A 26,296-nucleotide genomic window follows, 5' to 3' on the forward strand; every position below is an offset into this window, starting at 1 on the left:
AGAGCGGCGATGGAGGGCGCATCACGCTGGAGTGTGGCAGCCCTCGCGGGTGTCGCGGCGGCGGTCGCCGCCGGCACGGCGCCGGATGTGATCAAGAGTTGGCTGGGCGATCAGCGAGGCTTCCTCACCGCCCTGTGCGTCGCCTCGGCGGCGGCGTTCGCGGGCATCAACCTGTGGCAGCAGCGCAGCAAGGGCGTGGGCATCGTGATCGCCCTGCCGAGGACGAACTGGCGGGCGCCGTGGAGCGCCCAGTGGGTCGCCGCCGCGGTGGCCCACGCCCGGCGTCATCACGACTCCTGCTTCACCGTACGAAAGGACATCGTGACGGCGAGGCCGGATGACGCAGCAGAGGTGAAGGCGTCCGCGCGAGAGGCGCGCGCGGACGCTATCGAGCTCGCCTACGAGCTGGTGAACGCGCGGCTCACGGAGCTGGCCGAGGCTGACCCCTCGACGCCGGTGTCGCTCTATGTCAACGCCGCCCTGCCTGACGCCTTCGAGATGGGCGCGAGGTTCAAGTTCAACGTGCATCGGAGGCTTTGCAGCGTCGGCGCATCCCCTCACGACGATGCGTCCATTGGCGACCGTAAGGCGGTTGCCGAGGTCGCCCTGCCTCAACGGGCCGAGCTCGCCCGTACGGACTTCTTCACGGCCGTACGGATCAGTGGCCGGTTGAAGGAGCCGCCGACCCCGGCGGAAGCCGTACGCGCGGCGAAGCTGGCCACGGTGATCGAGGAGCCGGAATTCGACGGCGCTTCGGATGGGGGAGCGGTCGCGCTCGTGGTGCATCTCGCCGACAACCCGACGATGGTCGCCGAGGCGCTGCTTGCGGCGCGCGAGGGCTGCCTCGACGTCGACGGCTGCTGGGGGCGATGCCGCGCGGCACTGGTCGTCGACGGCGGCCCGGCCAACATCCCGGAAACCACCGGTGACTTCGAGCTGGTGGTCCGGCACGTCTACGCGGCGTGGTCGGCGTGGATCGAGGCTCGCCCGCAGTACGCCGGGCTACGGCCGCGGTTGTTCATCGCGGCTCCGGCCAGCGTCGCCTTCGCGCTCGGCTGGCTGCTGGGGCACAAGGTAACCCCCGTCGCGCACCCATATGAGACATCCTCTGAGACCCCGAACAAGACGGGAGAGCCATGTACGTCGTCGTGATCGGTACGGCGGGCAACCAGCGGTACATCTTCTCCTCCCGCAAACGCCAGGAGATCGTCGGGGCATCCGACCTGATCGCCCGGGTCGACGGCGTCTGGGCCGACGAGGCGATGGTCGACGTGTTCCCCGGGTTCGAGCGAAGCTGGCGTATAAAGGACGGCTACCCCGCCGAGATGGTGACCGCTGGCGCGGGTGCCATCACCGTGCTGGTCCAGGACAGGGACGCTGGTCGCGGCCTTGTCACCGAGCTGACCGGCCGGGCCCTCCGCGAGGCCCCCGGTCTGGACGTCTGCGGCGTGGTGGTCGAGGCGATGGGCCCGCTCGCGGACAGCATCTCCGCCGCGCGTACGGAGCTCGCGGCGGTGCGGGAGTTTAGGCCGGGCCCGCAGGCGAGGTTCCTGCGGCTGCCGCTGGTCGAGGACTGCGCATCCACGGGGCTGCCCGCGATGTCTCTCCATCGTGAAGGGCGGGACGAGCCCGTCAGGACCAGGTCGGCGGCGTCGATGGCCAAACTCGGCCATTTCCCGCATGCGCTCGGCCGCCTGGCCGAGGACGCGGAGACGGACGTGCCCACGATGCGGAAGATCGTCGACAGGCTGGGGCTGGAGGCCGACTGGGTGGCGGTGGTGCACGCCGACGGCAACGGGTTCGGAGACCTCTTCCGGGGGCTCGGGAAGCTGCTCGAAGGGACGGACGCCGGAGATCCCGATGCGGCGTACGCCGACGCGCTGCGCAAATTGTCTCGAGGGGTCGATGGCTGCGCGAAAAGGGCCTTCCACACGGCACTGGCCCGGACGGCGGCCGAACACAGGTCCGCCACCGTGAACGGCAAGTCTCCCGTCCTCCCGCTGGTGCTCGGCGGCGACGACCTGACCGTGCTCTGCGAGGGTGCCGTCGCACTGCCGTTCACCCGGCACTACCTGGAGGCGTTCGAGGAGGAGACCGCGAGCGACGCACTGCTTCGCCCGATCCTCGACAAGGCGGACCGCCCCTGGCTGGGGGCGGCGGCCGGGGTGGCGATCGTCAAGCGCAACTACCCGTTCAGGTTCGCCTACGACCTCGCCGAGGAGCTGATCACCGCTGAGGCCAAGCGGGTCAAGGTATGGGGGTCGGCGCTGGCGTTCACCGTGCTGTTCGAGAGCTCGGCGCCCGATCTCGCGCGGATAAGGAGCTCGTCCACGCTGGCGGGCGGGTCCGTCGCGTCGGCGTCGCCGTACCTGGTCGGGCGGGGATCGGCCGACCCCCGCGCGGAACGGCGGCGCTGGTTGGACCTCGTCCGCCGGGTCGACGCGCTCCGGCGGAGGGATGCCGGGTCCGGCGAGCTGCTCATCCCGAGCGCTGCGGTGCACGAGCTGCGCGAGGGGCTGTGCCTGGGCGCGGAGGTCGCGGACGCCCGACTCGCCCTGCTTCGCACGCGGTTCAGCGGCGCCCCGGCTCGCCTGGCGGCGCTGGCGGAGCTGGAAGGGGATCCCGGGCGGTTGGTGTGGCGCGACCAGGACATGCGCGTCTCCCATGCCGACCAGGGAGAGCTTGTCGATCACGTCGCCTGCCGCCAGGACGGTGATGAGGGCGATGGCGGAGAGAGGATGGTAACGGGTCTCATGGATGCCGTGGCCGCCGAGTCCTTCCTGCCCGTTGAGGGAGCGGCCCGATGAACATCGAACTCGAACTTCACATGCTGAGCGACTGGGCGGTCGGCACCGGTACGGGAGTCCCCGGCTACGCCGACCGGCTGGTCCAGCGGGACACCCGCGGCGTGTCCGGAGCGACCGCCGCGCCGATCGTCCCCGCCAAGACCCTGATCGGCGTCTGGCGGGACTCCTGTGAGCTGGCGGCGCACGCGCTCGACAGCGGCCCCTCCGGGGTGTGGCACGACTGGCTGGACTTCCTGTTCGGTGGCCAGTACAGCGCCGACCGCCGCCATGCTGTAGGGCCCGCGGCACTGGCCCTCGACGGGGCCCTGCGCCTGCCGGGACGACTTCCCGAGCTGCTGCGTGTCCGCCCGGAGGTGGCCTGGGCCGCGACGTTCCGCAAGCCGGGAGTGGCGATCGATCCGAGGACGGGCACCGCCGAAACCGGGATGCTCCGATTCGAGGAGATGTCCAGGGCGGGCGTCCGGCTGACCGGCCGCGCGCTGATCCGGGGCCTCGACGCGCTGGAATGGGAGCAGCGGGAGGCGGCCATAGCCCTGCTGGTGGCGGGCGCCCGCTTGCTGGAACGGTTGGGAGGCAAGCGGCGTCGTGGCTCCGGCCGGTGCCGGTTGGATCTGCGGGACGTCGAGCCCGACTTCGCCGTGTTCACCCGGACGGACATCCCGGCTCCCCCTCAGGACGTGCCGTACGCGGTGGCGGATCGCCCCGCTCCGGTTCCCGCAGCGGCCGGTGACGGCTGGGAGCGTGCCGATCTGGTCATCACCGTCGAGCAGCCGGTCCTCGCCGCGGCCACCGTACAGGGCAACCTGGTCCGAGGCGAGGCGTCCATTCCCGGCTGGTGCCTGGTGCCCGAGGTGGCCAGGCGGCTCGGGCGACCGGCGCACGCTCTCGTACGTACGGGAGACCTCCTGGTCACCGCGGCAACCCCGCAGTCACTCGGTGGAGTGCGGAGCCTGCCCGTGCCCAAGGTGTTCGTGCACGCGAAGGGAAGCAGGGACGTCATCGGCAACCGCATGGCCGAAGACGCGCCACATGGCAAGCCGTACCGGGAGGGGCACATTGTCCCGGACGGAGAGGAGACGGGCACGGTCCTCAGCCCGGACTTCACGCTTCGCATGCACAACACGATCCGGGACGACATCCAACGGCCGAGCCGGGACGTGGGCGGGGTCTACATATACAAGGCCCTGGCCGCCGGTTCGGTGCTCCGCGCCGAGGTACGGGTGCGGGCAGGCGTTCTCGAGCCGGGCTGGCAGAAGCTGCTGACCGGGCGGTGGCGGATCGGCCGGTCGGCGAAGGACGATTACGGCCAGGCGCAGGTGGAAGCACGCCCAAGCGTCATGCCGAACAGTTCCCGGCAAGGTGCGCGCCGGGTCCCGAACGGTCCCCTATCGCAGGAGGTCGTCGCGCCGAACGCGGTCTACGGCGAAGACAGGCCGGACGTGGCCCGGGGCGAGGGCGGCCCGAACGCGGCCCACGGTGAAGGCGACCTGTTGCGCGTGTGGCTGCTGTCGGACCTGCTGGTCCGGGACAGCAGGCTGAGGTTCAGTACCGACCCGCGTGACGTCGGCCGTGCGTTGGAGCAGGCTCTCGCCCGAGCGGGCGCTCCCGGGCTGACCCTGACACCGCTGACCGAGCCGCGAGAAGGCCGCGTCCAGGTCGCACTCGGCGCACAACGGACGGAGAGCTGGCATCGGGGCTGGGGCCTACCTCGGCCCACCCTGTACGGCCTGGCCGCCGGGAGCTGCCTCACCTTTGAGGTGTCCGGCGGCGCGATCACCCCCAAGGCTCTGGACGAGGTACGCGCTGCCGGGGTGGGGGAGCGCCGCGCTGAGGGTTTCGGACAGGTCGAGATCGATCACGCCCTCCTGCTCCGGAGCGCCGGCGACATGACGCCGCACGGCGCTCCTGACAGAGAGCCGGCCCCACCCGAGCCGATCGCACCGGGTGAGGACGGCCACGCCGAGGGCCGGATCTTCGAACGCGCCGCATGGCGTGGGGAGATCCACCGAACCTGCGAAGCCGTCATGGCGGATGGCGATCGGCGGGCGGAACTCCTGCCGGTCACGGTGACTCCCACCCAGCTCAACGGGCTGCGCGAGGTCGTCAGAGAGCCCTCGATGGAAAGAGCCCGCAACCGGCTCGCAAGGCTCACCCGGCCCAAGAAGGGCCGCCCGTCCTGGCCGGAGAAGAAGGCGGAGATGCTCGCTGCCCTGCTCGCGGATTCCGATCGCATCTGGACGCTGCTCGGTCTGCCGGAGGAGCGGCTCACCGTGACCGCCGACGGCGCGGCCGCGCTGCGCGCCGAACTGCACGACGAGGCGGTGCGCGTCCTGCTCACCGCCTGCCTGGGAGCGCACAGCCGCGAGCGGGCGAAAGGAGAAGCGGAATGACGCGCAGAACAGGACGGCACGTGACGAGCCGGGTCCGGGCCCGCGGCTGGCTGCGCACCGAGTCGCCGCTGCATGTTGGAGGCCTCGGTACGGACCCGTCGGAGCCGCTGCCGGTCGCCCTGGACGGTCTGGGCCGCCCATATGTGCCCGGCACGACCCTCGCCGGAGTCCTGCGGAGTTGGTCGCGGGGCGCCGATCCGGAAGCGCCGCTGCACGACCTGTGGGGGACCGCTGAGGAAGACGCCGAGGGCGGGGCGAGCCGTGTGATCGTCGCCGACGGCCTGGTGACGTCCGGCACCCGGCTGGACGATCGCGGCCTGCCGGTCGGTCCGCTCGATCGCGCGTTCCTGGAGTTCCGGACCTCGGTCGGCATCGACCGGGTGACCGGCACCGCCGCACAGGAGTTCCTGTACGGCAGGCAGGTCGTCCCAGCCGGATGCTTCATCCGGCTGGAGATCGACATAGAGTCCGGTTCCCACTCGGACCCGGCCGTGGACGAGGCCCGGCTGGAAGCTCTCCTCATGGCGCTTTCCGCAGGGGAGATACGGATCGGCGCGGCGACCGGTCGAGGTCTGGGTTCGGTGCGGCTGCTGGACGACCCCCTTGAGGTCGTCGTCGACAGATTCGACTCGCCGCAGGGATTGCTGGCCGTTCTCCGCGGGGACGCCGCGCGCGTCAGCCCGAGGGCGTCTCTGAGCGTCGCGGACCCGGAACTGCCGACTCGGCGTGAATTCCTCCACGTCCAGATCGGCTGGAGGCCGCTCGCGCCGGTGATGGTCCGGGCGACGCCGAACGGTCTCACCGTAGACACGCTGCCTCTCACGACCCGGGTCGATCAACGTCACCTAACGCTCGTCCTGCCCGGCGGCTCGCTCAAGGGCGCGCTGCGGGCGCACGCCGAGTTCGTGGAACGCACGGCGAGGTTCACACCCGAAGACCCTCCGGAAACCGCCACCTCCGCGGACAACGCCGCCGGCCACAGCGCCGCGTTCCGGGCGCGGCTCGACCAGCTTCCCGCCGTACGGGATCTGTTCGGCGGGGCGCGCGATGACGTCAAGGACCGGTGGGCGGGAGCCCTGCGGGCCGAGGAGTGCCGGGCACTGATCACGATCCCGGAAACACTGTGGCAGACCGTCACCGGAGCCGACCCCCTGCCGGAGGCATCGCCAGGGGAGCGCGCGGAGTTGCCGACGGCGGTGCGGGACGGGCTGGACGACATCGGCATGGCTCAGGCCGACCACGTCGCCCTCGATCGGTGGACCGGCGGCGCCGCAGACGGACGCCTGTTCAGCGTGCTCGAACCGCACGCGATCGAGTGGGAGCCGATCAGGCTCTCGATCGACCTCACCCGGCTGGCCGACCGCCGCGATCCTGCGCTGGCCCTGCTCCTGCTGACCCTGCGCGATCTGGCCGAGGGACGCGTCCCACTCGGCGCGTCCGTCAACAGGGGGTTCGGCGACATCGAGGTCAGCGAGATCACATTCATCGGCGGGCCGTGGCGCAAGCAGGTCACGCTGTCCGAGGTGCTGAACGGACCGGCGATCTCGTCCATCGCCAGGGCGTGGACGGACTACCTGGCACAGGAGGTGTCATGACGACCCTGTACGGCGCCGCCGCCACCGGCGTCACCCTGCCGGAGGCGTTGCAGGCCACCGGACTGAACGGCGGGTGCGCACTGCTCACCACTCCTTCGGCGTACCGCGTCGCCAGAGTCGAGGACGGTGACTGTGTCAGCGCGTCCGGACCGGTCGATCTGTCGGCCGTCTACGAGGCGCGGGTATTCACCTCGGAGGCGGAGCTGCGCTGGGTGGAGCCCGGCTACGCGGTCCTGCTCACGGAGGACGAGCGGCTGCTGCCTGAGTCGTTCGGCGAGCGGGTGGAACCGCTGGCCGCCCTCGCGACGACGGACACGCGCTATCTCGTCTGGGGTGCCGTGACGGCGAACGGATCCGGCTGGGCCACCCTCGTCTCCTCTCGGGTGGGCTCTCTGGCCGTTCCCTCGGCGTCCGCCGGAGAGGGGGAGCGTGTCCGGCTGGCTGCCCGCGAGTACGTCGTCGCGGATCCCGAGCACGGCAACGCCTACGTCGCCGAGGAACGCCTGATCGGATTCGAACCCTATGCAGCGGAAGGGGCCGCGTGATGGCCGATGAGTTCCTCAACCCCTACACGTTCATCCCGGCGTTTCCCCGCGAGGGGCTGCCGGAGCCGCTCGGCGATGCCCCGCCGCCTGCGCGTGACCGGCTGCGTCGCGGTTGCTGGACCGGCCGCATCGGTGTCACCCTCACTGTGCGGACACCGCTGCTGCTCCTCGACACCGCCCGGAAGTCCCCGCTGTCGGATGCGGTGGACGGTGCGGAAAGCGCGGAAGGTCACTTCGTCTACCCTGTACGGCTCCGCGACGGACGCCCCCACCTGCCCGCCACCTCGGTCAAGGGCATGCTGCGCTCCGCGTACGAGGCGGTCACCAACTCCAGGCTCGGCGTCTTCGACGGACACGACCGCCCGCTCGGCTTCCGCAGGGACGCGGGATTCGCCTTGGGAATGGTGCCCGTTCTCGTTGGGACCGGCAGAGTGCTGTACGAGTTCCAGCAGGCGGCACTCAGGATGTACGACAGCGACGGGACGAGCATCTACCCAAAGGACGGCCAGGAGGCGCCCCAGCATCTGGAACGGCTCCGCGCCGTGGTCAGACGTAGCAAGAACAACGGTACTGAGGTCGTCCGGTTTGTTAGGAAGGGCACAGAAGAGGTACTTACGCGGGGAAGCGGGGAGCGAATCGTCGAGGGCATCTCTTTCGTCACCGGCCCCAACATCGAGCGCAAGACCTGCGAACGGTTCTTCTACCTGGAGGAAGGCCAGACCCCTCAGAAGCTTGAACTGGCGCCCGGGCTGTGGAGCGAACTGGAACGGCGGTGGAGCAACCTGATCGCCGACTACCGCCGCGCGCACGACGACGCCGAGATCTTCGGACGCCGCCGTGCTGACGGCGGCGTCGCCGGTCCGGGAGAACGGATCGGCGACGGTCCTGGGCAGCTCGCCTGGAGCCCACATCTCTACGATGCGGCTCGGCAGGACATCAGGGGAGGTCGGCTGTGCTACGCCCGGAAGGAGAACGGCCGAGTCACGGCGCTCTATCCGGTTCTGGTGCCGCGCGATCTCTATCCCGTTTCCCCACGAGAACTGCTGCCCGATTCGCTGGCGCCGGCACGGCGTTACGACGAGTTGTCACCGGCCGATCGGGTGTTCGGCTGGGTCTCTCCGCAAGGTTCGGGCGTGCGTCCCGCGGCGTACCGTGGCCGACTGCGCATCGGCCCCGTCACCTGTGAGCAGAACGCCGACGCGGCGGTGGAACGGTTCGACGGAGCCGGTCTGCCGATCGCCATCCTCGGGCAGCCCAGGCCGCAGCAGGGACGCTTCTATCTCGCCGAGACGGCCGACCGGCCGGATCGCCCGGTCAGGGACGGGACGCCGAAGGAGAAGCTCTACCGGCCGGGGCGTGGCCTGCGCGGGAGGAAGGCGTACTGGCATCACGCCGGGCTGGATCCGCGTCAGCACTGGAGCGAGGGGCAGGGCTTGCGCGATCCCGCCCAGGTCCGGATCGGCTCCCACTACCGTGAGTACCGCCGCTCCCGAGCCCCGTACGACGAGAACGGCAGCCCGGACGCGGAGAGGAAGCGATACCGGACGACCGACGAGGAGCAGCACGACACGCAGAACCGCTCTGTCAAGGGGTGGGTGCGACCGGGAACGACCTTCCGCTTCTCCGTCGACGTCAGGGACCTTGACGACCTCGAACTCGGAGCGCTCGCCTGGCTGCTCGCTCTGCCGCCGGAGCACTTCCACCGAATCGGTCTCGGGCGTCCGCTCGGGTTCGGGAGCGTACGGCTCGACATCGACGCCGAGAACACCTGGCTCCACTCCGGCGGGGAGTTCGCAGACTACTACCGCTCGTTGTCAGCGTCGCTCCCGAGCGGTGATGGAGTCAAGGTCCTGGAGGCGTCGCGCGAGGAGTTCGTCCGCCTGGTGGACAGCTCACATCAGCTGGTCACTGTGAGGGAGGCGGTGTTGGCCGTGGCACGCGGCAACGCCGAGCTGCCGGTGCACTATCCCCGTACACGTCCCAAATGGCTGGCGGAGAACATCCCGGCGCCGCCGGATCCCCGGGGGAGGACCTACGAGTGGTTCACCGAGAACGAGAGAATCGCGAAGGACGCGCCTACGGCGGGTCGAGGCCGCTCTCTGCCCGGCGTGGGAGACACCGATACACCGCTGACCACCTATCTCGCGGACGAACAACGAGAGGAGGGCGATGACGGCCGTTCTGGACGGCGGAAGCGAAGCAAAAGCCGTTGAGTCATGATTAATTCCCGCACCTTCCGGATTTAGAGGTGTTCCGGAAATAGCGTGAGGGTGATAGTTCACGATTTCGCGGGAGATGCTCTGGTCTGATGGGTTAACGTCGCCCGGTCGATTCCGTTACGACCTGCCATGTGGAAGGCCTTGTCGTGGAGAAAACCGAGGGCGTTCTGCTCGTTCACGCCGTGGGCGGCGGCGATCTGGGGCTGCCGGGGGCCCGAAGCTTCGAGGGGCTGCTCCCCGATCTCGACGATGATCCACAGGGTGAAGGCAAGGACCGCCGACCGCTCAGGAAGGTGTTCGAGGGGCTCGCCTCCGCCCGGATCCCAGTCTCCCTGGTCGCTCTGCTCGGAACCACCACGCCGGGAGGGCCGGGAGGGCCGGGAGACCGGACGTTCGCCGAGCACGCCGAGGAGATCAGTGCGCGGCTCACCTCGCAAGGCGGGTTGTACGGCGTGCGTTTCGATCCCGCGGCGGTCTCGGTCGTCGGGGTGGAGGCGCCGACTCTCGGAGACGGCTCGCAGGCGCTGCGTCGATGGCTCCTGGGACGGTCCCCCACCGAGATCCTGGTCACGTGCGGCTCGGGAGCGTTCGCGCTCAGCGCCGGGGCCGTGTGCGCCGCGCTGGCTGCCCGTCGTCCCGCCCAGATCGTCCACATCGACGGGTCGCGACGGCCGTACGCGCTCGACGGGGTGTGGGACATGGAAGCGCGGCTGCGGTCCTGGCTGCTCCGTTACCGGTTCTGGGACGCACTCGCCGAGATCGATCCTGCCAACCAGGAGGTATGGGAACTGCTCGCCGCCCGGCAGGCCGGGGACACCATCTACGCCGCCGCCATGCGGGAAGGCTCCAACTCGGGCACCGGCCGTTCCCTCACCGACGGCCGGATCAGCAAGTTCACCGAGACGTGGCCGACCGCGCAGGCAGCCCTTTTCGAGCGGCTCGGGCGCGGAGAGGCCGCGGATTACGGGCTGCTCCGCGCCTGGTTCGCGCAGCATCTCCGCGGCCTTTTCAACGGGGAGAAGAGCCGACTGTCGCACGAAGCTCACGATCACATGGAGCGGCTCGTCGACACGCTCACCCACCGAGGTGACGGGGAACGCGGCCTTGTCGGGCACATCCGTATGACGGCCCAGCAGCTCTGGAAGGAACCGGCCAGCGCATGCGGGGCCATGCTCAAGGACGACGCGCTGATCAAGCTCTATACCGCCGCGTCCACGCATCGGGCCCATCTCAGCTCGGAACGGCTCGCGGGACCACTGCCGCCCACTCTGCTGAACGCCGCCGACCGGTGGGAGAAGGACGACCAGGGGATCAAGCTGGTCTCCCGCACCGGTATGACCGGATGGCCGGTGCTGGGCAGCGGTGACGTCCTGGGACTTCTCGCCGTCGGGTTGGACCACGACGGCAGGGAGGCCGAGGACCGCGTCGCCGTACGAACGGTCCTCGCCGAGCTGCGCAGGAGGCGCGAGTCCTTGCTGCGCCGGGGAGCCGTACGACTGCGGCTGCTCGCCAGCGCCGAGGCTCAGGAGCGGGCCTTGGCGCTGGCACGATGGGCGGCTGACGACGGCGATGCCGACGTGCGCGTGATTTCGCCCGTCGCCGCCGCCTTCGAGGCCGCTCGGGATTCCATCGTCGCCGGGCTCGCCTCTGAAGCGGTGCCGACCGGGAAGCGGGGATCGGGCAGTCTCCGTGATGTCGACGAGCTGGTGCTGGTCCTCAACCCGGGACCGCCCCTGACCAACTACGGCATGATCGCGGCGGGCGTGGAATGGTCGCTGGCCGCTGCCTGCCCGCTCTGGGTGACAGAGCTGATCCGCAGGCCCGGCGCGGCGTCCGAGCTTCGCGGCGGTGAGCGAGTGCTGGCGAGGCTGGGCGCGGACCGCATGCTGGCCGGCCTGGCGGTGAGCGCCGTCAGGCGGCTGGATCTGCGGACCGCTCGGCGCCTCGTCGGACGTGGCTCCGACACCTTGCGTGACGTGATTCCTCTGCTCACGGCATTGGAAGACGATGTGTTCGGTGCCGCCGGCGACGATTGGACGGCTGCCCAGTGCCTGGCAGCGGCCAGGCGGCGCCTGACGCTGATCGCCGAGGTCGGTCGTGAACAGCGGCACCGGGTGCCGACGGTGTACATCGCCGTGGAGACGCTGCGTCCGGCGCTGTTCTCGTGGGGGCAGTGGGAGGAGCTCCGCAAGGAGCGCCCAGCGCTGAAGGAGCTGGGCAGGCTGGCGAACGAGTCGATCCAGGGACATGCTCTGGATCGGCGGGGTCGGGCCCGCCCTCGCACGGCTCGGTCCGCGGAAGTCCGTGAAGTTCTGCGACGCGCTGTGCGCGACCTGGGCGGACCGGACAGAGGCGATGACGTACTCGTCAGTCGTCACAAATCGGTTGTCAACACTCTTGAGGCGATTTATCGGGAAAGCGCTTGACGGTGGCTGCGGCCGTTGGCAGCCTTGTCTCGTTCAACGGCGGAACGCCTGCGAGCTTGAGTGGTTCATTCCGCTCCCTCTGAGGGCCTCGGACTTCGAGGCCGATGTTCACGAGACCGCGTTTTCAGGCGCGTTCTCCTGCCATGCCTCGGAGGGGCAATTCTCATGACTCTCGCCGCCATCGTTTCCGCATGCGAGTCGACCGCCTTCCACGCGTACTTCTCACTGATCTCGCCGGCGCTCAGGGACGCCGCGCGCGGGCCGCTGCGTCGGGCCCGGCACAACGGAAGGCCGTGCAGCGGAGTCGACCGCACTCGTTGGTGTGACGAGTGCGAGCAGGTGATCGCGGATCACTTGCTCGACGGGTACGGCAGACTGCGAAAGACTCTCGCGGGAGTGCCGCCCCGCACGCGGACGGGGGAGACGGTACGCGAGATGGAGTCGGCCGTTCGGTGGCTGACCTCGTCCGATGCCGCCGGGGAGAGGCTTGACCTCGTGGCTCGTCAGTTGCGGGGGTGGCCCAGCGAGGAGGAGTCATGCGGAGTCCGCGCGGCCCGTGCGCAGCTCGTCTATCACCCGCTGAGGAGTCTTGAAGCACGCGTACGCCGTGCGGACGCGATGAGTCGTGGCGCGTCGGCGAAGCCCGAGCGTGACCTTCGGACGTCCGACTGGGCGAAGCCGCTGCGCGTCGACGGGGTCGCCTTCGAGCTTCTGGAGGACGCCGTCATCAGGCTGCGGAACGGTGGCGTGGATCTCTACGATGTACCCCGTGGACTGCTCGAACGCCTGAGGCTGGACCTGCCGGCAGCACGGCGCATGCTGCGTGACTCGCTGGAGCGTCTCCGCGCGTTGCGCCCCGGCTTCTACGCAGCCAACGTGGCCGGATATCTGGGGGAGGAGGCTCTGTTCCCCGGCGGCGCCTCCCTGCAGGGGCCGGAGGAGCTGTTCATTTTGGGGGAAGAGAAGGAAGCAGCACGGCGGACGCTGGGCAAGCTGCTGACGGGCGGGCAGGTGACCGCGCGCCCGGTCCGGGCGCGCTATCTGGAGCTGACCGCCCGGCTCTCCGCTGACGTTCCTCCAGACGGCACCGGGCTCATCGCCTGGATCACGAACGAATTCGGAATCACCATCACGGCGGCCGAGCGTTTCCTGCAGCGGCTCATTCACCTGGTCACGCTCGCCGACCTTGACTGGGTCGCCGAGCAGTGCTCTACAGTCGCGTCAACGGCGACTGAGCCCGAGAAGGCCTGACCTCTGTGGGAGCCGATCCGTCGGCTCCCACAGAGCAGCCACATTGGACGGTGAGGATCGGTACGCCGAATGCCTCGCGCGGGAGGCCGCGTAGTGCGCCCCCCTCAAGGGGTGATGAGGACCGCGGCTCGTGCCTGTCTAACAAGTCCTAACAAAATGATCGAGGAATACGGGTGATCGCCTTCGGGTTGATCGCCGCGTGAGGAAGGGCGAGCAGCCACCGTGGGTCGTTCCTGACGGTTTGTGGGCGCGGATCGAGTGCTAGCGGACACGCCGTTCTCCCGTTGAGCGGCCAGATTTCTCCAGGCTGATGGCCATCAAAATTCCGGGTGTGGTCACGAGAAATCCCGGTGGGTGGCCAGGTCGATGTCCCGGTGGGTGGTCAGGTCAGCGGGACCACTCCGCGTCCGGATAGAGCCTCGGCGAGGCGGTGGGAATCGCCGCTGGTCTCCACGAGGTGCGCATGGTGCATCAGCCGGTCGACGGTCGCGGTGGCGAGTGTCTTGGGCATGATCGTGTCGAACCCAGACGGGTGAATGTTGCTGGTGACGGCGACCGAGCGGCGCTCGTAGGCGGCGTCGACGACGCGGTAGAACGCCTCGGCGGTCTCGTGGCTGACCGGCGGCAGCCCGATGTCGTCGATGACGATGACGTCACTGCGGCAGATGCGGGTGATCGCGCGCGAGACCGATCCGTCGATTTTGGCTCGGCTGACAGAGGCGGCCAGCGACTCCAGGGTGAACCAGGCCACCCGCAGATCCTTCTCGATCGCCAGATGCGACAATGCCTCGGCGAAGTGGGACTTGCCGGTTCCGGACGGGCCGGCGATCACGAGGTTCTCCGCGCGGGTAACCCATTCCAGGGTCATCAGCGCGTTCTGGGTGGCTTCGCTGATTGTGGAGTCCTCGCTGCGCCAGGTGGAAAAGGTCTTGCCGGAGGGGAAGTTCGCGTTCTTGCGCCGGTTGCGGCGGGTGGCATTGTCGCGGCCGACGACTTCTTCGGCGAGCAGGACGCGGACGACCTCGGCGGGGTCCCAGCGTTGCGCGCGGGCGCATGCCAGCACATCGGGTGCCGCCTTGCGGGCGTAGGGGAAACGCATCCGGCGCAGCAGGGCCTCCAACTTGTCGGGGATCGGCGGGGCTGCGGGCAGGGTAACGCTCACGAACGGTCTCCTTTGCCAGTCATCGATGTGGTTGATGTGGTGGTGCGCAGGGCGGCCCAGGACGCGGTGCCGGGCTGGGCCGAGTGGATTTCATCGGCGCGGGCTTGCTCGCCGACGCGCGCGTGGCGGGCCAGGTGGTCGCAGATGGAGGCCAGGTCGGCTTCGGCGAAGCGGCCGCCTATCGCGGCCAAGCCGAGCGCCTCATCCACGCGGGCAGTCCCCAGGAGGGCGGCCAGTTCGACCGCGCGGGCCATCTTGGCGCGGATCCGCGGCACTCCTGTCGCGGCGGCTTCGATCAGCCACGCCTCCGCGCCCGGCCCGATCGCCAGGAACGCTTCTTCAGCCTTCGTCTGCGGACGAGGCCTGGGCGCCTTGTGCCCGTTCCCGCCACCGTGCTCGGGATAGTGCGCATCGACGATCCGCGGCCTGCCCGGCGTGGACAGAGCATGCCGCCACAGTTCCTTCAGACCGCCGCGGCCGTGCCGCCCACCACTTGCTGCAACGTGCCCGCCGAGACCACTGCCGAGACCGCGGCCGACGATGACCAGTTCCTCACCGTGCACCCGGCACCAAACCGTGCTGCCCTCATGTCCGGGCGGCACCGAATAGCGCACATCTCCCCAGCGGACGGTCCGGTCGTCGCGGACCAGGCGTTCTTCCCCGAGTGCGAGCACGAAAGGCTCGGCGGGCAGCGCGTGCAGGCGAGCGCGTTCCTCGGCCAGCATCTCCACCGGCGGGCGATGCGTCTCACGATGGCGGCGGCCGTTGATGTGCTCACCCCAGGCGGCGCAGGCCTCCTCCAGCTCGGCGAAACTCCCGTAGCCGGCGCGCAGGTTGGTGTGGGTAGGCACCAGATCCGCCTTGGCGATCTTCACCGTTGCCTCCACCCCGCCCTTGGACTCAGGGTCGAACGGCTCGCAGGTGGCCACCACGCACCCGTAATGCCGCCCCAGCTCGACCATCTGCGGATGCCGCACCGGGATGCGGGCGATGTGCTCGACCGTGACCGTCTTGGCGTTGTCGGTCAGCAGATACGTCGGCGCCCCGCCCAGCGTGCGCAACGCCGCATCCAGGCACGCGGTCAACGTGCCCAGCGTCTGGTCCCATGCCGGGATCACCACCCGGAACCGGGACCATGCCAGCCAGCAACAGAACAGCTGCGTGCGACGCTCGCCGATCCGCGGCCCCTCGCCCCAGTCCCACTGCAGCCACATCCCCGGCTCGGGCACCCACGGCCGGTAGACGCGCCGCCGCCCCGCCTTCCAGGCGGCCTTGATGTCGGCGACCGCCCGCCGCGTGGTCCGCTCCGACCCGGAAAACCCCATCGTGACCAGGTCCTTGTGCACCACATCGGCGCGGATCTTCCCCTTCGACCGGTCGACCTTCTCCTCGATCTTCGCCAGGAACGCGTCGATCACCTTGACCCGCGGCACGCCGGCGTGCGGATTACCACCCGCCGCGCGGATCGCGACATACCGCTGCACCGTCTTGGGATCGCAGCCGACCAGCTGCGCTGCCGACCAGGCGCACCCGGTCAGGTCGTAAGCCTCGTAAATCTCCATGAGCTCCATGCCAGACTTCGTCACGGCCCCCCGCGGGTCTTGGGTGTCAGGTCTCGACAACCCGCAACCCAAGCCCCCGCGGAGGGGGACCCGCGCTGTGACACACGGACAAGATCAGGAGTTCAACCTGGCCATTGACCAGGATTTTCAGTGGCCGCCAGCCGGGATCCGTTGTCCGTCAGCCTCGACTTTTCTGTCCGCTCAGCAAGACTTCCACGTGACCGCTCTCAATCGAGCCGTTGTTGCCGGTCGTGCCACGCCGTGCCGACCACCCCGGCCGCAGGCGTCTGGATGACCGGAAGGTCTTGTCGGGCATCCTGTTCGTGCTCTACACCGGGATCGCCTGGGAGTCCGCGACGACATCCACGAAGCCTTCATGACCCTCGCCGCCGCCATCATCTGCTGGCGGCGCCTCGTCCGCTGATCTTTTTGTTAGGACCTCTTAGGCGCCGGCTGCCGTCGCATGTCAGCGGTCGCGGGATATATGCGGGATGGACCAAGGCGTGTTTCCGCAGGTCGTGTGTCACGAACGCTGAAGGAGGCGTTGATAGAAGCCTCTGGATGCGGTGCTGTGCAAGAGATGGAGGTAGGTCCTCCGGGATCGCCCTGCAGGGGGAGGTCCCAAACCACCGCAGGCTGCGTCGGTTAAGCGCCGGTCGTGGTGAGCGCTGTGGGAAAAGGCGCGACATGATCGCGTCAGACATCCCTGGAGCTGAGATGTCAAGCTACGAGGGCGCGGGATCGGTGTGACCAGGCGGTTGCCTGGTCGTAGTGGGTGCGGGTTTTGAGGCAGCCGTGGAGGATGCCGACAAGGCGGTTTCCGACTTGGCGGAGGGCGGCGTTGTGCCCGACGTCGCGGGCGCGGAGTTCGTCGTAGTAGGCGCGGACCTCGCGGTCGTGAAGAGTCGCGCAGGAAGCCTGGAGATGGAGCGCGTCCACGAGGCGGTCGTTGTGGACGAAGCGGGCATGAACGGTGCGCATCTTGCCGGATTGACGGGTGATCGGGCTGGTTCCCGCGTAGTTCTTACGGGCCTTGGCAGACGTGTAGCGCCCGGGAGCGTCCCCGAACTCGGCAAGCACCCGGGCGCCGAGAACGACACCGATACCGGGCTGGCTGAGGATGATCTCAGCGTCCGGGTGCCGGCCAAAATGCGCCTCGACCTCGCTTTCGAGGGTGGGCTTCCCCCAAGGCCGGGAGTTAGCGTTTTTGCGGCTTTGGCAAGGGAGTCGGCGGGTGCGTAGCGGCGGTGTAGAGACCGGCACCGATCTTGAGGATGAGGCCGTTTTCGGCCCATCGTGAAAGCTATCGATACATGGTGCCTAGGGTGATGTCGCCCAGGTAGCAGGCGATGTCCCGTGGGCGCCAGGACCGGCCGGGATCTTCCTGAAGCAGGGTCAGAACCCTTTCCCTGCGGCGGTCGGTCAGTGCGGTGAGCCGGTCATCCCGGGACGCCATGGGAAGCGGGGGCTCCGTAGGTGCTGCAAGGACGGTGATGGTGAGAGCAGTGACAGGCTGACTTCGGTCTGGCCGGCCATCGTCGCGTCGTTCGTTGTAGCGAGAGATCGGTGACTTGACCTTGCGGGTGCTCACCCGCGGGCGGCGGGACGGAAGCAGATGGGCCAGGACACGGCGCCCGATGACCCCGACCAGGTCGGTGCCGCGGTCGGCGACGCATGCGGCTTGAACGACCAGATCGCGCGCCGTATGCAGAGCGACGGAGAAGCCGCAGCGGTCCGGATCGGTACCGGGCCGGGACTCGGCGGCGTCGACCATCACCGTACGAAGGAGCTGGTAGAGCGCGAGCACCGACCACATCTCCTGCTCCAGCCCGGCGGCATCACCCGAGCGCAGCACCCGCCCCTGCATGATGGTGTGACGCAGCGCGTAGTAGGCCGACTCGTGCTCCCACCGCTGGTGGTAGAGCTTACGAGGGCGGCGGCCGGATAGCGGCGCGCGTCGGTCAACGTGGTGGCCAGGCGGTAGGAGCCGGTGAAGGTGGTGCCGTCCGGGCAGGTCACGGTCACTTGGGCCTCGACGACGCGTCGCTCTGGGCAGAGCCGCAGCGCTTTACCCTGGGCTCTTCGCCCACTGGCACTTTGTCAAGCCGTGACCCGCAGCGACTGGATGACGGGAGCCGTGTAAATCGAGAGGTTTACGCACGGTTCTGTGAGGGCCGGGGGCTGAGATGCCCCCGGCTACTCACCATTCAGCCGAGGTCAAGCCCGTAGCACCATCCGCCGTGACGATCGCTGACGGCGTGATCTGCGTAGCGGGCTGGGGCGATCGCCGCCGCTTGGCCTCCTTCGTCGGCCCACGGCATCGGTGGCCCTGGCTGACGTCTGCGCACGCTGCATCTCTCGTCCTCGCCGCGCTCCGTGCAGTTCCCCACCGGGTTTGTCAGTGGTGGGTGGTAAGCCTGTTCTTCTGCCGGTCAGCTTCTCGGGTGAAGGGCGAACACCTATGGCGGGAGAGCGCTACGTCGACCACAAGGTCCTCAAGGCATTCGCGCAGAGCAAGGTAAACGTGCCGGTGGAGGAGGCGAAGGAGCGCCGTCGACAAGTGAACCACCTGCGGGAGCGGCTGGAGGACTACATCGCCACCCACCCGGACTTCGACCTGGTGAAGCTCCGCACGTCCGGCAGTACGGCCAAGCACACGGCGATCCGACGCAAGAGCGGCACGGGGTCCGACGCGGACGTTGCCGCCTACTTGCGCACCACGGACACCGACATCGACGTCTCGACGATGCTGACCTGGCTGCGAGACCGCTGCATCGAGGTCTATGGCGCAACGAAGGACGAGGACGACTTCAAGCCGTCGGACCACGCCGTCGGGATCACCATGCGGAGCAGTGGTTTGAAGATCGACGTCGTGCCGGTGCTCTACACCGGCGAACCGGATGACAGGGGTCACCTGGTCACCGCTGACAGCACCAAGGTGCTCACCTCGGTCACGCTGCACCTGGAGTTCATCAAGACGCGCAAGGACAAGGCTGGCGACGGGTACCGGGAGTTGATCCGGCTGCTGAAGGCGTGGATCCGCGAGAGCAAGGAAGTCGACCCGGAGCTGCGCTGCAAGTCGTTCCTGATCGAGCTCCTGGTGGCCCACCTGTGGGATGTCGGCTGGAATGGCGAGCCGCTCCAGGTCGACGACTACCCGGCAGCGATCGAGCAGGTTCTCTCCTACATCGTCCGCACCGGCCTGAAGACGCCGATCGTCTTCACCGACTACTACAAGGCCGACGCGGTGAGTGCGACGGCGGACACCATCCAGGTCTGGGACCCGGTCAACCCGGAGAACAACGTCGCGCGCGGCTACACCGAGCAGCATCGCCAGCGGCTGGTGAACCACGCCAGGACCACCCTCGACACCATCACGATGGCCGCCTACGCGGCCACGAAGGGCGAAGCGCTCGACGCCTGGCGCGAGCTGTTCGGACCCACCTTCCCGGGAGAATGACCATGACCGGCTCGTACACCAGATCCGCCTCCGCCTCATTCACGATCAACGACGCCCGCTATGTCGGTGGCAGAGTCGGCGCCGACCTGCGCCTCTTGTACAACCTCTACGGCAAGCCCGCCCGCGAGAGCATCGAGGACTACGCCGAGGAGGTCGCGATCCTCCTGAACCGCAGATTCCTCGACACCGTCGACTACGGCTTCCGCGACACGGGCACCAACGCCTGGAAGTTCCGCCTGCGCTACAAGGCCACGGCCGGCGGTCAGCTCACCGACTCACGGCCGGGCAGCTTCCCGGACCCGGTCGGCCTCACCGGCTACGGCTTCCACAGCTTCCTGACCTACAGTTCCTCCTTCTGGCTCCTGACCAGCAGCGAGCAGGCCGGAGTCAAGGAGGACCTGCCGATCTCCCGGACGACCGGCACCGCCCCAAGCGCCCTCGCGGGCACCACCACCACGGGGCACGGCTACGCCCGCAACGGCGCCGGCGTTTCCCGCGACGTCTACGTCGCCTACTAGTCCAGCGCCACCGGCAGGAGGAATGAGAACGTGACCAGCCAGGACGACCTGTTCCACCCCGTCATCGAACTGCCCGAGCCCACCCGCCGCGCCCGCTACGACCGCCTGGTCGGCCTGGACGGCATGAAGCTGCGCCTGCGCAAGGAAGCCGCGCTCCTCGCGGACCCGCGTCGGCTTCAGGTTTGGGCCGCCACCCACCACGGCGGCGATGTCGCCGCTCTCACCCTCTTCGCGGACCGGGCGCCGCTGTTCGTCTTCGCCGGCGACGTCGGCTCCGGCAAGTCGGCCCTGGCCGAGTCCTTCGGCTGCGACCTCGCCGACTTTCTCGGCCTGCCCGTCTACCTGTACCGGCTCAAGCTCGCCACTCGCGGCAGCGGCCTGGTAGGCGAGATGACCTCGCTCATCGGCGACGCCTTCGCCCACATGCATACGATGGGCAAGCGTTTGTCCGGCACCCAGGGTGTGCGCGCCGTGCAGATCTTCGTCGTCGACGAGGCCGACGCCCTGGTGCAGTCCCGCGAGGCCCAGCAGATGCACCACGAGGACCGGGCCGGTGTCGACGCGTTCCTGGCCGGCATCGACAGCCTGGCCGGTGCCAGGCTCCCGGTCGTTGTTGTGCTATGCACCAACCGGCTAGGCGCCCTCGATCCAGCGGTCATGCGCCGCGCAGCGGCCACCTTCGTCTTCACCCGCCCCGGCGACGAGCAGCGCCACGCTGTCCTCACCCAGGCGCTCGACGGGCTCGGCATCCGGCCGGAGACCGTCCGCAAGGTCGTCGAGCTCACCGGCGCCACCGGCGACCGGCCTGGCTACACGTTCTCCGACCTCACCCAGCGTCTGGTTCCGGCCGCCGTCTTCCGTGCTTTCCCCGACCGACCGATCACCGACGAAGACCTTCTCGCCCTCGCCGAAGAGCTGGAGCCCACCCCCGTCTTCACCGAGGAGCGCTGATGGCCCATCTCCCCGCCGCTGGCCCCACCAGCGTTCGCACCACCGGCGACTACTACCAGTGGCTCGTCGCCTGGGAGGCCTGTCTGACCCTCCTTCGCGAGACCACCGCCCGCTCGCACAACCCCGTCCGCGCGGTCGGCGTCGAACTCGACAGCGTGGGCAACCTCGACGACGTCGTCCTGCTGCGTGACGTTCCTCCGAACACCTACAAACAGGTCAAGTACGCGGTTGACAGCGCCACGCCGGTCAACGAGGAGTACTTGACCAAACCCAGCGCCAACGGTGGTCCGTCGATTCTCAAGAAGATCGCCAGGACGTGGAAGGAGTTGACCGCAGACGGCCGCAGCGCCGACCTACGCCTGGTCACCAACCGAGCGGCCGACCCCGAGGACGATTTGATGGCGGGCCGCGACGCCCGCACTGGCCTCCTGATGCCCAAAGCGGCCATCGGCGGAGCCAGGTCGGACCGAGGCAAGGCCCGTGCCCGGTGGGCGCAGGAGGCAGGGCTGACCGAGGCGGAGCTCATCGACCTCTTGTCGGTGCTGCGCTTCGACCTGCCTCTGGACATGGTCTGGTACCAGGAGAAACTGCAACTCCTGATGGCCGTCACCGGGCTTCGCCACGACCAGCGGGCGCTTGAGGAGGGAGCCGGCTGGGTCGCCAAAATGGTCCGCGAGGGCCGACGTGAGCTCACGCTGGCGATGATCGAGGCTGCCGTCGCCGAGCTTGACCTGAAAGCCGGCCCCGCCCGGGCCGTCCTGTCGATCGCCACTCTCAAGCCGGACCCGCTGGCAGCGAACGCCGACCATGCCATCGACTGGGTCGACCGCTTCGACGGCGACTCCGACTACACCAAGCGTCGCCCCCTCTCGCCGAACACCTGGGCCCAACTGCAGGCAGACATCGAGGCCGCGCCGAGACGCCTGCCCACCGGGACAACCGCCGTCTCCGTCACGGGCAGCATCCGTCTCGCGCCAGCCTTTCTGGTCGGTACCACCTTCCGCATGGTCACCGGCACCGACCTCGCGGCAGTGCAGCGCGGGAGGGCCGGCAGCCAGCTCTGGTCCACCAACGACCCATTCGACATCGCCCCGGCCCCGGGAGTCATCGAATACGAGATCGGCCAAGGCGACGAGATCGCTGTCGCCATCGCCGTCGCTACGGACCCCGCTGAGGACGTCCTGGAGTACCTGCGCGAGCAGAACCTCCCCGTCAGCAAATTCATCGTCCTCACCCCGCCGAGCGGCACAGCAAACGACGGCTCCGTCCCCAACAGCACCGCCGCCAACGCCCTGGCAGTCGGCATCCGCGATCACCTCCGCCGCTCCACCCGCCGTGTCCGACGCATGCACCTCTTCCTCGCCTGCCCCATGGGACTTGCTGTTCTACTGGGCAACCGGTGGAACCGACTATGTCAGACCATCGTGTACGAGGACATCAAGATCGACGACGGATACGAAGCGGCATTCATTGTGGAGGCATAAGTCCACCTGCGGTAAGTTGCGACTCCTCGTTGGGCGATGAGGACCAGGGACTGCCCATGTCCAGCCAGCCCATCCACATGTTGCGACCCCTCGTAGGGGCGATGAGGACCTGGCCAAGGCCACCCAGGAACAACGCGCCGATGGGTTGCGACCCTCGTAGGGGCGATGAGGACCCGGGACTCGCTCCCGACCGAGATGCGCCCGCACTAGTTGCGACCCCTCGTAGGGGCGATGAGGACCACGCGGCTGAGAACTACAGCACCGTTCCCCTCTGCGTTGCGACCCCTCGTAGGGGCGATGAGGACCCTCACCTGTGCTGGACGGTGACGCTGACAGGTAAGTTGCGACCCCTCGTAGGGGCGATGAGGACTCTGGTCCTGGAGCCAGTCGAGCCGACCATGCAAGCGTTGCGACCCCTCGTAGGGGCGATGAGGACCACGTGCTTCTTGACCTCGTCGGATGCGCCGGCGTGTTGCGACCCCTCGTAGGGGCGATGAGGACCGCGGGACTGGCCCGCCGAGAGGTTCCGCGCTTGTCAACGGCCAAGTGCGTGTCGCCGCTGGTGGCCAGGTTAAAGTCCCCACCCCTCGGTAATTGATCAGTCGTTGGTGGGGCGTCCTCCTCCTCGGATTCGTGCTTGTCGCATGCGGAAGGACTCACCTTCGGTGACCACGACGATGCTGTGGTGCAGAAGCCGGTCCAGCAGACTGACAGCGGTGGTGTGCTCGGGTAGGAAACGGCCCCACTGGTCAAAAGGCCAATGCGAGCCGATTCCCAGAGCGCGTCGCTCATAGGCGGCAGCGACAAAGCGGAACAGCAGTTGGGCTCCGGTATCGTCCAGCGGCGCGAAGCCCACTTCGTCGATGACGACCAGATCAGCGCGCAGCAGGTTCTCGATGACGCGGCCGACGGAGTTGTCGGCCAGCCCTCGGTAGAGCGTCTCGACGAGGTCAGCGGCGCTGAAGTAGCGGACCTTGTGCCCGGCGTGGACGGCAGCGACTCCGAACGCGATCAGGCTATGCGATTTGCCAGTGCCTGCCGGGCCGACCGCGCAGTAGTTCTCGGCCGCGCGGATCCACTCCAGCGAGGCGAGATAGTCGAAGGTCGCCGCTGGGATGGAGGAGGCGGTGACGTCGAACTCCTCGATCGTTTTGATCACGGGAAACGCGGCGGCCTTCATCCGGGTGCGGGTGTTGGACTCATCGCGCGAGGTGATCTCGGCTTCCAGCAGGGTGCGCAGGAACTCCTCCGGGTTCCACCGCTGGGTTTTGGCCGTCACCAGCAGTTCGGGGGCCAGTCGGCGCATCGAGCCGAGTTTGAGCCGACGCAGACCGGTATCGAGGTCGGCGGGCAGGGGCGGAACCGATGCCGCGGTCATGAACGGTCCTGTCCGGCCGCGGCCTCGACCATAGTGTCGAGCGCGGTGTCGAGCGCGGTGAAGATGTGGACCCGGTGCCCGACCCACACGCCGTCGGCGATGATCCACTCGGAGGTCGGGCCGGTCCCGCCCCAGCGGCGGGGCCTGCTGCCTGCCAGAGCGGCCAGGTGAGCGACGATGGCGGCGCGCTGGTGGGGATGGCCGAGTTCGGTGCCGACCTGGATGGTGATCCGGTCGTTGTCGAAGGTCAGACTCAGTCCGTCCACACCGGCTTGGGTGAGCAGGTCAGCGCTGTGGCGCAGGGCGTTTGTCTGCTCGGTCAGAGGGCTCCTGGACATCACGGCGGGCGAGAGCGGCGTGGACAGCGTGGACGGCGGGGTGGACGGCGTGGGCAACGGGGTGGCGGGGGTGGTCATGACACCTCACCACCGGCGGTGGTGATGGCGTAGGCCGACAGGGGCCTTGTCGGCACCTCGGGCAGGTGCAAGACCAGCGCCTGCCCCGCGCCGACGACCTGTGGCGTGCCTGCGCCGGCGGCCAGGATCGAGCGCACGTCAGAGGCCCGCCACCGGCGGAAAGCCACCGCCCGCTCCAGCGCGGCCAGCAGCTGCGCGTCACCATGCGCGGCCCGCAACGCGGCCAACTCGGCCAGATCACCCGCCAGACGGGTGTTACCCGAGGCGGCTGAGCCGGTGATGAACCGCTCCGCGATGTCACCGAGCGCGCAAAACGCCTTCTCCGCCTCGGTTTTGGGCCGTACCGCCCGGCGCGGCGCACTACGCGCTCGGCCGTAATGCTCATCGGCCACCGACGCCTCCCCAGGCGCGACCAAGCCATGCTCGGCAACGACCTGGCCGCTGGCCATGTCGGTGACCAGCAACCTGCCACCGGCCTCTGCCACAGCAACCACAGCGCCGATCAACGTTGTGGGCACCGAGTAGCGGGCCGAGCCGAACCGCACGCACGAGAGCCGATCCACCTTCCGGGTCACCGCGCTCGTGCCGATGACCGGGCGCAGCGACGGCAGTGCGCCCAGCAGTTCGCGTTCGCGCTCCAGCCGCTCAGATGGGACCGCGCAAATCTCCGAATGCGCCACCGCGTTGACCTCGGTGCACCACACGCGGGCCGCGACGTTCGCAGCGGAAAGGTCATCGAAAGGCGCCTGCGGCACGACCAGGTCTCGCTTGGCATAGCCGACCAGGTTCTCCACGATCCCCTTCGATTCCGGGTCGGCCGCCTCGCACCAGTCCGGCCGAAACCCGTAATGCGCCGCGAAACGGACGTAGTCCGCGGTCGGCACGACCTTGTTGGCGACCACGCCGCCTTTCAGGCAGCCCATCCGATCGGCCAGCACGACCTTGGCGACTCCGCCGAGTTCCTCGAAACACTCAGCCAGCAAGGCCAGCGTGGTGGCGGCACGTTCATCAGCGGCGAACCTGACGAACCGGATGCGCGACCAGGCCAGCACCGCGCAGAACACGTGCAACCCGCCACCGGCGTCCCCCCAGTCGATCACCAGCGTCTCGCCCGGCGTCCAGACTGCTGGGCGCCGCCCCCGGTGGTGGTCACGCCGCCAGGCCTTCTTCGCCGAGGCGACCAGACGGCGGAAGTTACGCGCCGACCCCTCATAGCCCGCGGCCCGCGCGATCGGCAGCAGCCGCTTGGCCGAGATCTTCCCCTGGGTCGTCTTCACCTTGCCCGCGACCAGGCCGGCGACCGCGTCGTAGTTATGTCCGCGGCCTTTACGGTCGGGTGCCTTGCCCCCGGCCTCGGCACGCTCGATGATGCGTCTGACCGTCTTGTGTGTGGTGCCGCACATCGCAGCGGCCCCGCGATACGTGCCTACCTCGCGGTAGGCGGCGATGACATCCATGACTTCCCCCGCAGATTTCATGACGTGGAAGGCCCCCTGGGCGGTGGTCGGTGACTGGCTAGACACCGTCACGATCACCGTTCAGGGCACACCCCCCCGGTGGTGACACACATGAAGGGTGGGGACTTTTCACTGGCCACCAGTGGCGACCTCGAACGGGCCACCTGCGGAGACTTTTACACGGCCACGGACAGCGCTCTTCTGTTGCGACCCCTCGTAGGGGCGATGAGGACCCCAATGCGGCTTGACCTGAGAGTCGCTTTTGTGTTGCGACCCCTCGTAGGGGCGATGAGGACTGGTGCGTCAGTACGCCTACGAGACACTGCCGACGATGTTGCGACCCCTCGTAGGGGCGATGAGGACTAGCCCGGATGCCGCTGGACGTGGCCGCACCCCTGTTGCGACCCCTCGTAGGGGCGATGAGGACATGATGCGGCACTGGCGCATCGGCTCGATTGAGCGTTGCGACCCCTCGTAGGGGCGATGAGGACACGTTTTCGACAGTGATGGCGCCAGAGTGGGGATGTTGCGACCCCTCGTAGGGGCGATGAGGACGGAAGTGCCGCACCAACGAGGCCAAGGTGTTGCTGCGTTGCGACCCCTCGTAGGGGCGATGAGGACTGGGGCTCTGCACCCGCCCCGGAATTGCCCACTCGCGTTGCGACCCCTCGTAGG

General features: G+C 68.6%; 20 protein-coding genes and 2 CRISPR repeat arrays (1 of these 22 running past the window's edge). Of the genes, 13 read left to right on the top strand and 7 right to left on the bottom strand.

What is annotated here, in order from left to right; translation table 11 throughout:
• Positions 1 to 33: 33 nt before the first annotated feature.
• From QSK17_RS14955 to QSK17_RS14990, 8 genes are all read left to right on the top strand, one after another.
• On the top strand, positions 34 to 1,152 hold the full coding sequence (locus QSK17_RS14955; protein WP_285705315.1) for a hypothetical protein: 1,119 nt from the start codon (positions 34 to 36) through the stop codon (positions 1,150 to 1,152).
• Positions 1,137 to 2,807 carry a Cas10/Cmr2 second palm domain-containing protein gene (locus QSK17_RS14960; RefSeq protein WP_285705316.1) on the top strand — a complete coding sequence of 557 codons (1,671 nt, stop codon included), beginning with the start codon at positions 1,137 to 1,139 and terminating at the stop codon, positions 2,805 to 2,807. The genes QSK17_RS14955 and QSK17_RS14960 overlap by 16 nt, the downstream gene beginning before the upstream one ends.
• Positions 2,804 to 5,197, top strand: coding sequence for an RAMP superfamily CRISPR-associated protein (locus tag QSK17_RS14965; RefSeq protein WP_285705317.1), 2,394 nt, complete (start codon positions 2,804 to 2,806; stop codon positions 5,195 to 5,197). Before QSK17_RS14960 ends, QSK17_RS14965 begins: the two co-directional genes overlap by 4 nt.
• Positions 5,194 to 6,792, top strand: a complete 1,599-nt coding sequence (locus QSK17_RS14970; protein WP_285705318.1) for an RAMP superfamily CRISPR-associated protein — start codon at positions 5,194 to 5,196, stop codon at positions 6,790 to 6,792. The genes QSK17_RS14965 and QSK17_RS14970 overlap by 4 nt, the downstream gene beginning before the upstream one ends.
• Entirely contained in the window at positions 6,789 to 7,337 is a 549-nt protein-coding gene (csx19, locus tag QSK17_RS14975; RefSeq protein ID WP_285705319.1) for a type III-D CRISPR-associated protein Csx19, read from the top strand. Before QSK17_RS14970 ends, csx19 begins: the two co-directional genes overlap by 4 nt.
• A complete protein-coding gene (locus tag QSK17_RS14980) occupies positions 7,337 to 9,550 on the top strand; it encodes a TIGR03986 family type III CRISPR-associated RAMP protein (RefSeq protein ID WP_285705320.1) in 2,214 nt (737 codons plus the stop codon). Before csx19 ends, QSK17_RS14980 begins: the two co-directional genes overlap by 1 nt.
• A gap of 152 nt (positions 9,551 to 9,702) precedes the next feature.
• Positions 9,703 to 11,982: a hypothetical protein gene (locus tag QSK17_RS14985; RefSeq protein WP_285705321.1), complete on the top strand. Its 2,280-nt coding sequence runs from the start codon at positions 9,703 to 9,705 to the stop codon at positions 11,980 to 11,982.
• Positions 11,983 to 12,147: 165 nt separating this feature from the next.
• Positions 12,148 to 13,233 (top strand): hypothetical protein, encoded by a 1,086-nt coding sequence (locus QSK17_RS14990; RefSeq protein ID WP_285705322.1) that lies wholly within the window; start codon positions 12,148 to 12,150, stop codon positions 13,231 to 13,233.
• Between the two features lie 382 nt (positions 13,234 to 13,615).
• On the opposite strand, the gene istB (QSK17_RS14995) is transcribed toward QSK17_RS14990, so the two are convergent.
• Both istB (QSK17_RS14995) and istA (QSK17_RS15000) read right to left on the bottom strand, forming a co-directional pair.
• On the bottom strand, positions 13,616 to 14,353 hold the full coding sequence (gene istB, locus QSK17_RS14995; protein WP_285705323.1) for an IS21-like element helper ATPase IstB: 738 nt from the start codon (positions 14,351 to 14,353) through the stop codon (positions 13,616 to 13,618).
• Between the two features lie 38 nt (positions 14,354 to 14,391).
• Positions 14,392 to 15,966, bottom strand: a complete 1,575-nt coding sequence (gene istA / locus QSK17_RS15000; protein WP_502889211.1) for an IS21 family transposase — start codon at positions 15,964 to 15,966, stop codon at positions 14,392 to 14,394.
• Positions 15,967 to 16,199: 233 nt separating this feature from the next.
• Between istA (QSK17_RS15000) and QSK17_RS15005 the strand changes: the two genes are divergently transcribed.
• Positions 16,200 to 16,337 carry a hypothetical protein gene (locus tag QSK17_RS15005; protein WP_502889212.1) on the top strand — a complete coding sequence of 46 codons (138 nt, stop codon included), beginning with the start codon at positions 16,200 to 16,202 and terminating at the stop codon, positions 16,335 to 16,337.
• Between the two features lie 340 nt (positions 16,338 to 16,677).
• Here the strand turns inward: QSK17_RS15005 and QSK17_RS15010 are convergent, their stop codons facing one another.
• Positions 16,678 to 17,220: a transposase gene (locus QSK17_RS15010; RefSeq protein ID WP_352231800.1), complete on the bottom strand. Its 543-nt coding sequence runs from the start codon at positions 17,218 to 17,220 to the stop codon at positions 16,678 to 16,680.
• A gap of 40 nt (positions 17,221 to 17,260) precedes the next feature.
• Complete coding sequence (locus tag QSK17_RS15015) at positions 17,261 to 17,812, bottom strand: hypothetical protein (protein ID WP_285705327.1); 552 nt, start codon at positions 17,810 to 17,812, stop codon at positions 17,261 to 17,263.
• Between the two features lie 606 nt (positions 17,813 to 18,418).
• On the opposite strand from QSK17_RS15015, the gene QSK17_RS15020 reads away from it, so the two are divergent.
• The 4 genes from QSK17_RS15020 to QSK17_RS15035 are packed head-to-tail and all read left to right on the top strand — an operon-like array spanning position 18,419 to position 22,370.
• A complete protein-coding gene (locus tag QSK17_RS15020) occupies positions 18,419 to 19,417 on the top strand; it encodes a CBASS oligonucleotide cyclase (RefSeq protein ID WP_285705329.1) in 999 nt (332 codons plus the stop codon).
• A gap of 2 nt (positions 19,418 to 19,419) precedes the next feature.
• On the top strand, positions 19,420 to 19,935 hold the full coding sequence (locus QSK17_RS15025; RefSeq protein WP_285705330.1) for an HORMA-1 domain-containing protein: 516 nt from the start codon (positions 19,420 to 19,422) through the stop codon (positions 19,933 to 19,935).
• Positions 19,936 to 19,965: 30 nt separating this feature from the next.
• On the top strand, positions 19,966 to 20,886 hold the full coding sequence (locus QSK17_RS15030; RefSeq protein ID WP_285705331.1) for an AAA family ATPase: 921 nt from the start codon (positions 19,966 to 19,968) through the stop codon (positions 20,884 to 20,886).
• Positions 20,886 to 22,370: an SAVED domain-containing protein gene (locus QSK17_RS15035; RefSeq protein ID WP_285705332.1), complete on the top strand. Its 1,485-nt coding sequence runs from the start codon at positions 20,886 to 20,888 to the stop codon at positions 22,368 to 22,370. Before QSK17_RS15030 ends, QSK17_RS15035 begins: the two co-directional genes overlap by 1 nt.
• Positions 22,371 to 22,449: 79 nt before the next feature.
• Positions 22,450 to 22,871: direct repeats of the CRISPR family, unit length 30 nt; unit sequence GTTGCGACCCCTCGTAGGGGCGATGAGGAC.
• Between the two features lie 97 nt (positions 22,872 to 22,968).
• Here the strand turns inward: QSK17_RS15035 and istB (QSK17_RS15040) are convergent.
• The 3 genes from istB (QSK17_RS15040) to istA (QSK17_RS15050) are packed head-to-tail and all read right to left on the bottom strand — an operon-like array spanning position 22,969 to position 25,642.
• Entirely contained in the window at positions 22,969 to 23,748 is a 780-nt protein-coding gene (gene istB, locus QSK17_RS15040; protein WP_285705334.1) for an IS21-like element helper ATPase IstB, read from the bottom strand.
• Positions 23,745 to 24,164, bottom strand: coding sequence for a hypothetical protein (locus tag QSK17_RS15045; protein WP_285705335.1), 420 nt, complete (start codon positions 24,162 to 24,164; stop codon positions 23,745 to 23,747). The genes istB (QSK17_RS15040) and QSK17_RS15045 overlap by 4 nt, the downstream gene beginning before the upstream one ends.
• On the bottom strand, positions 24,161 to 25,642 hold the full coding sequence (gene istA, locus QSK17_RS15050; protein WP_285705492.1) for an IS21 family transposase: 1,482 nt from the start codon (positions 25,640 to 25,642) through the stop codon (positions 24,161 to 24,163). Before istA (QSK17_RS15050) ends, QSK17_RS15045 begins: the two co-directional genes overlap by 4 nt.
• Positions 25,643 to 25,824: 182 nt before the next feature.
• Positions 25,825 to 26,296: a CRISPR direct-repeat array (repeat unit 30 nt; unit sequence GTTGCGACCCCTCGTAGGGGCGATGAGGAC); it runs 340 nt beyond the window's last position.

It is taken from the genome of Microtetraspora sp. NBRC 16547 (assembly GCF_030268965.1).
Lineage (GTDB): Bacteria > Actinomycetota > Actinomycetes > Streptosporangiales > Streptosporangiaceae > Microtetraspora.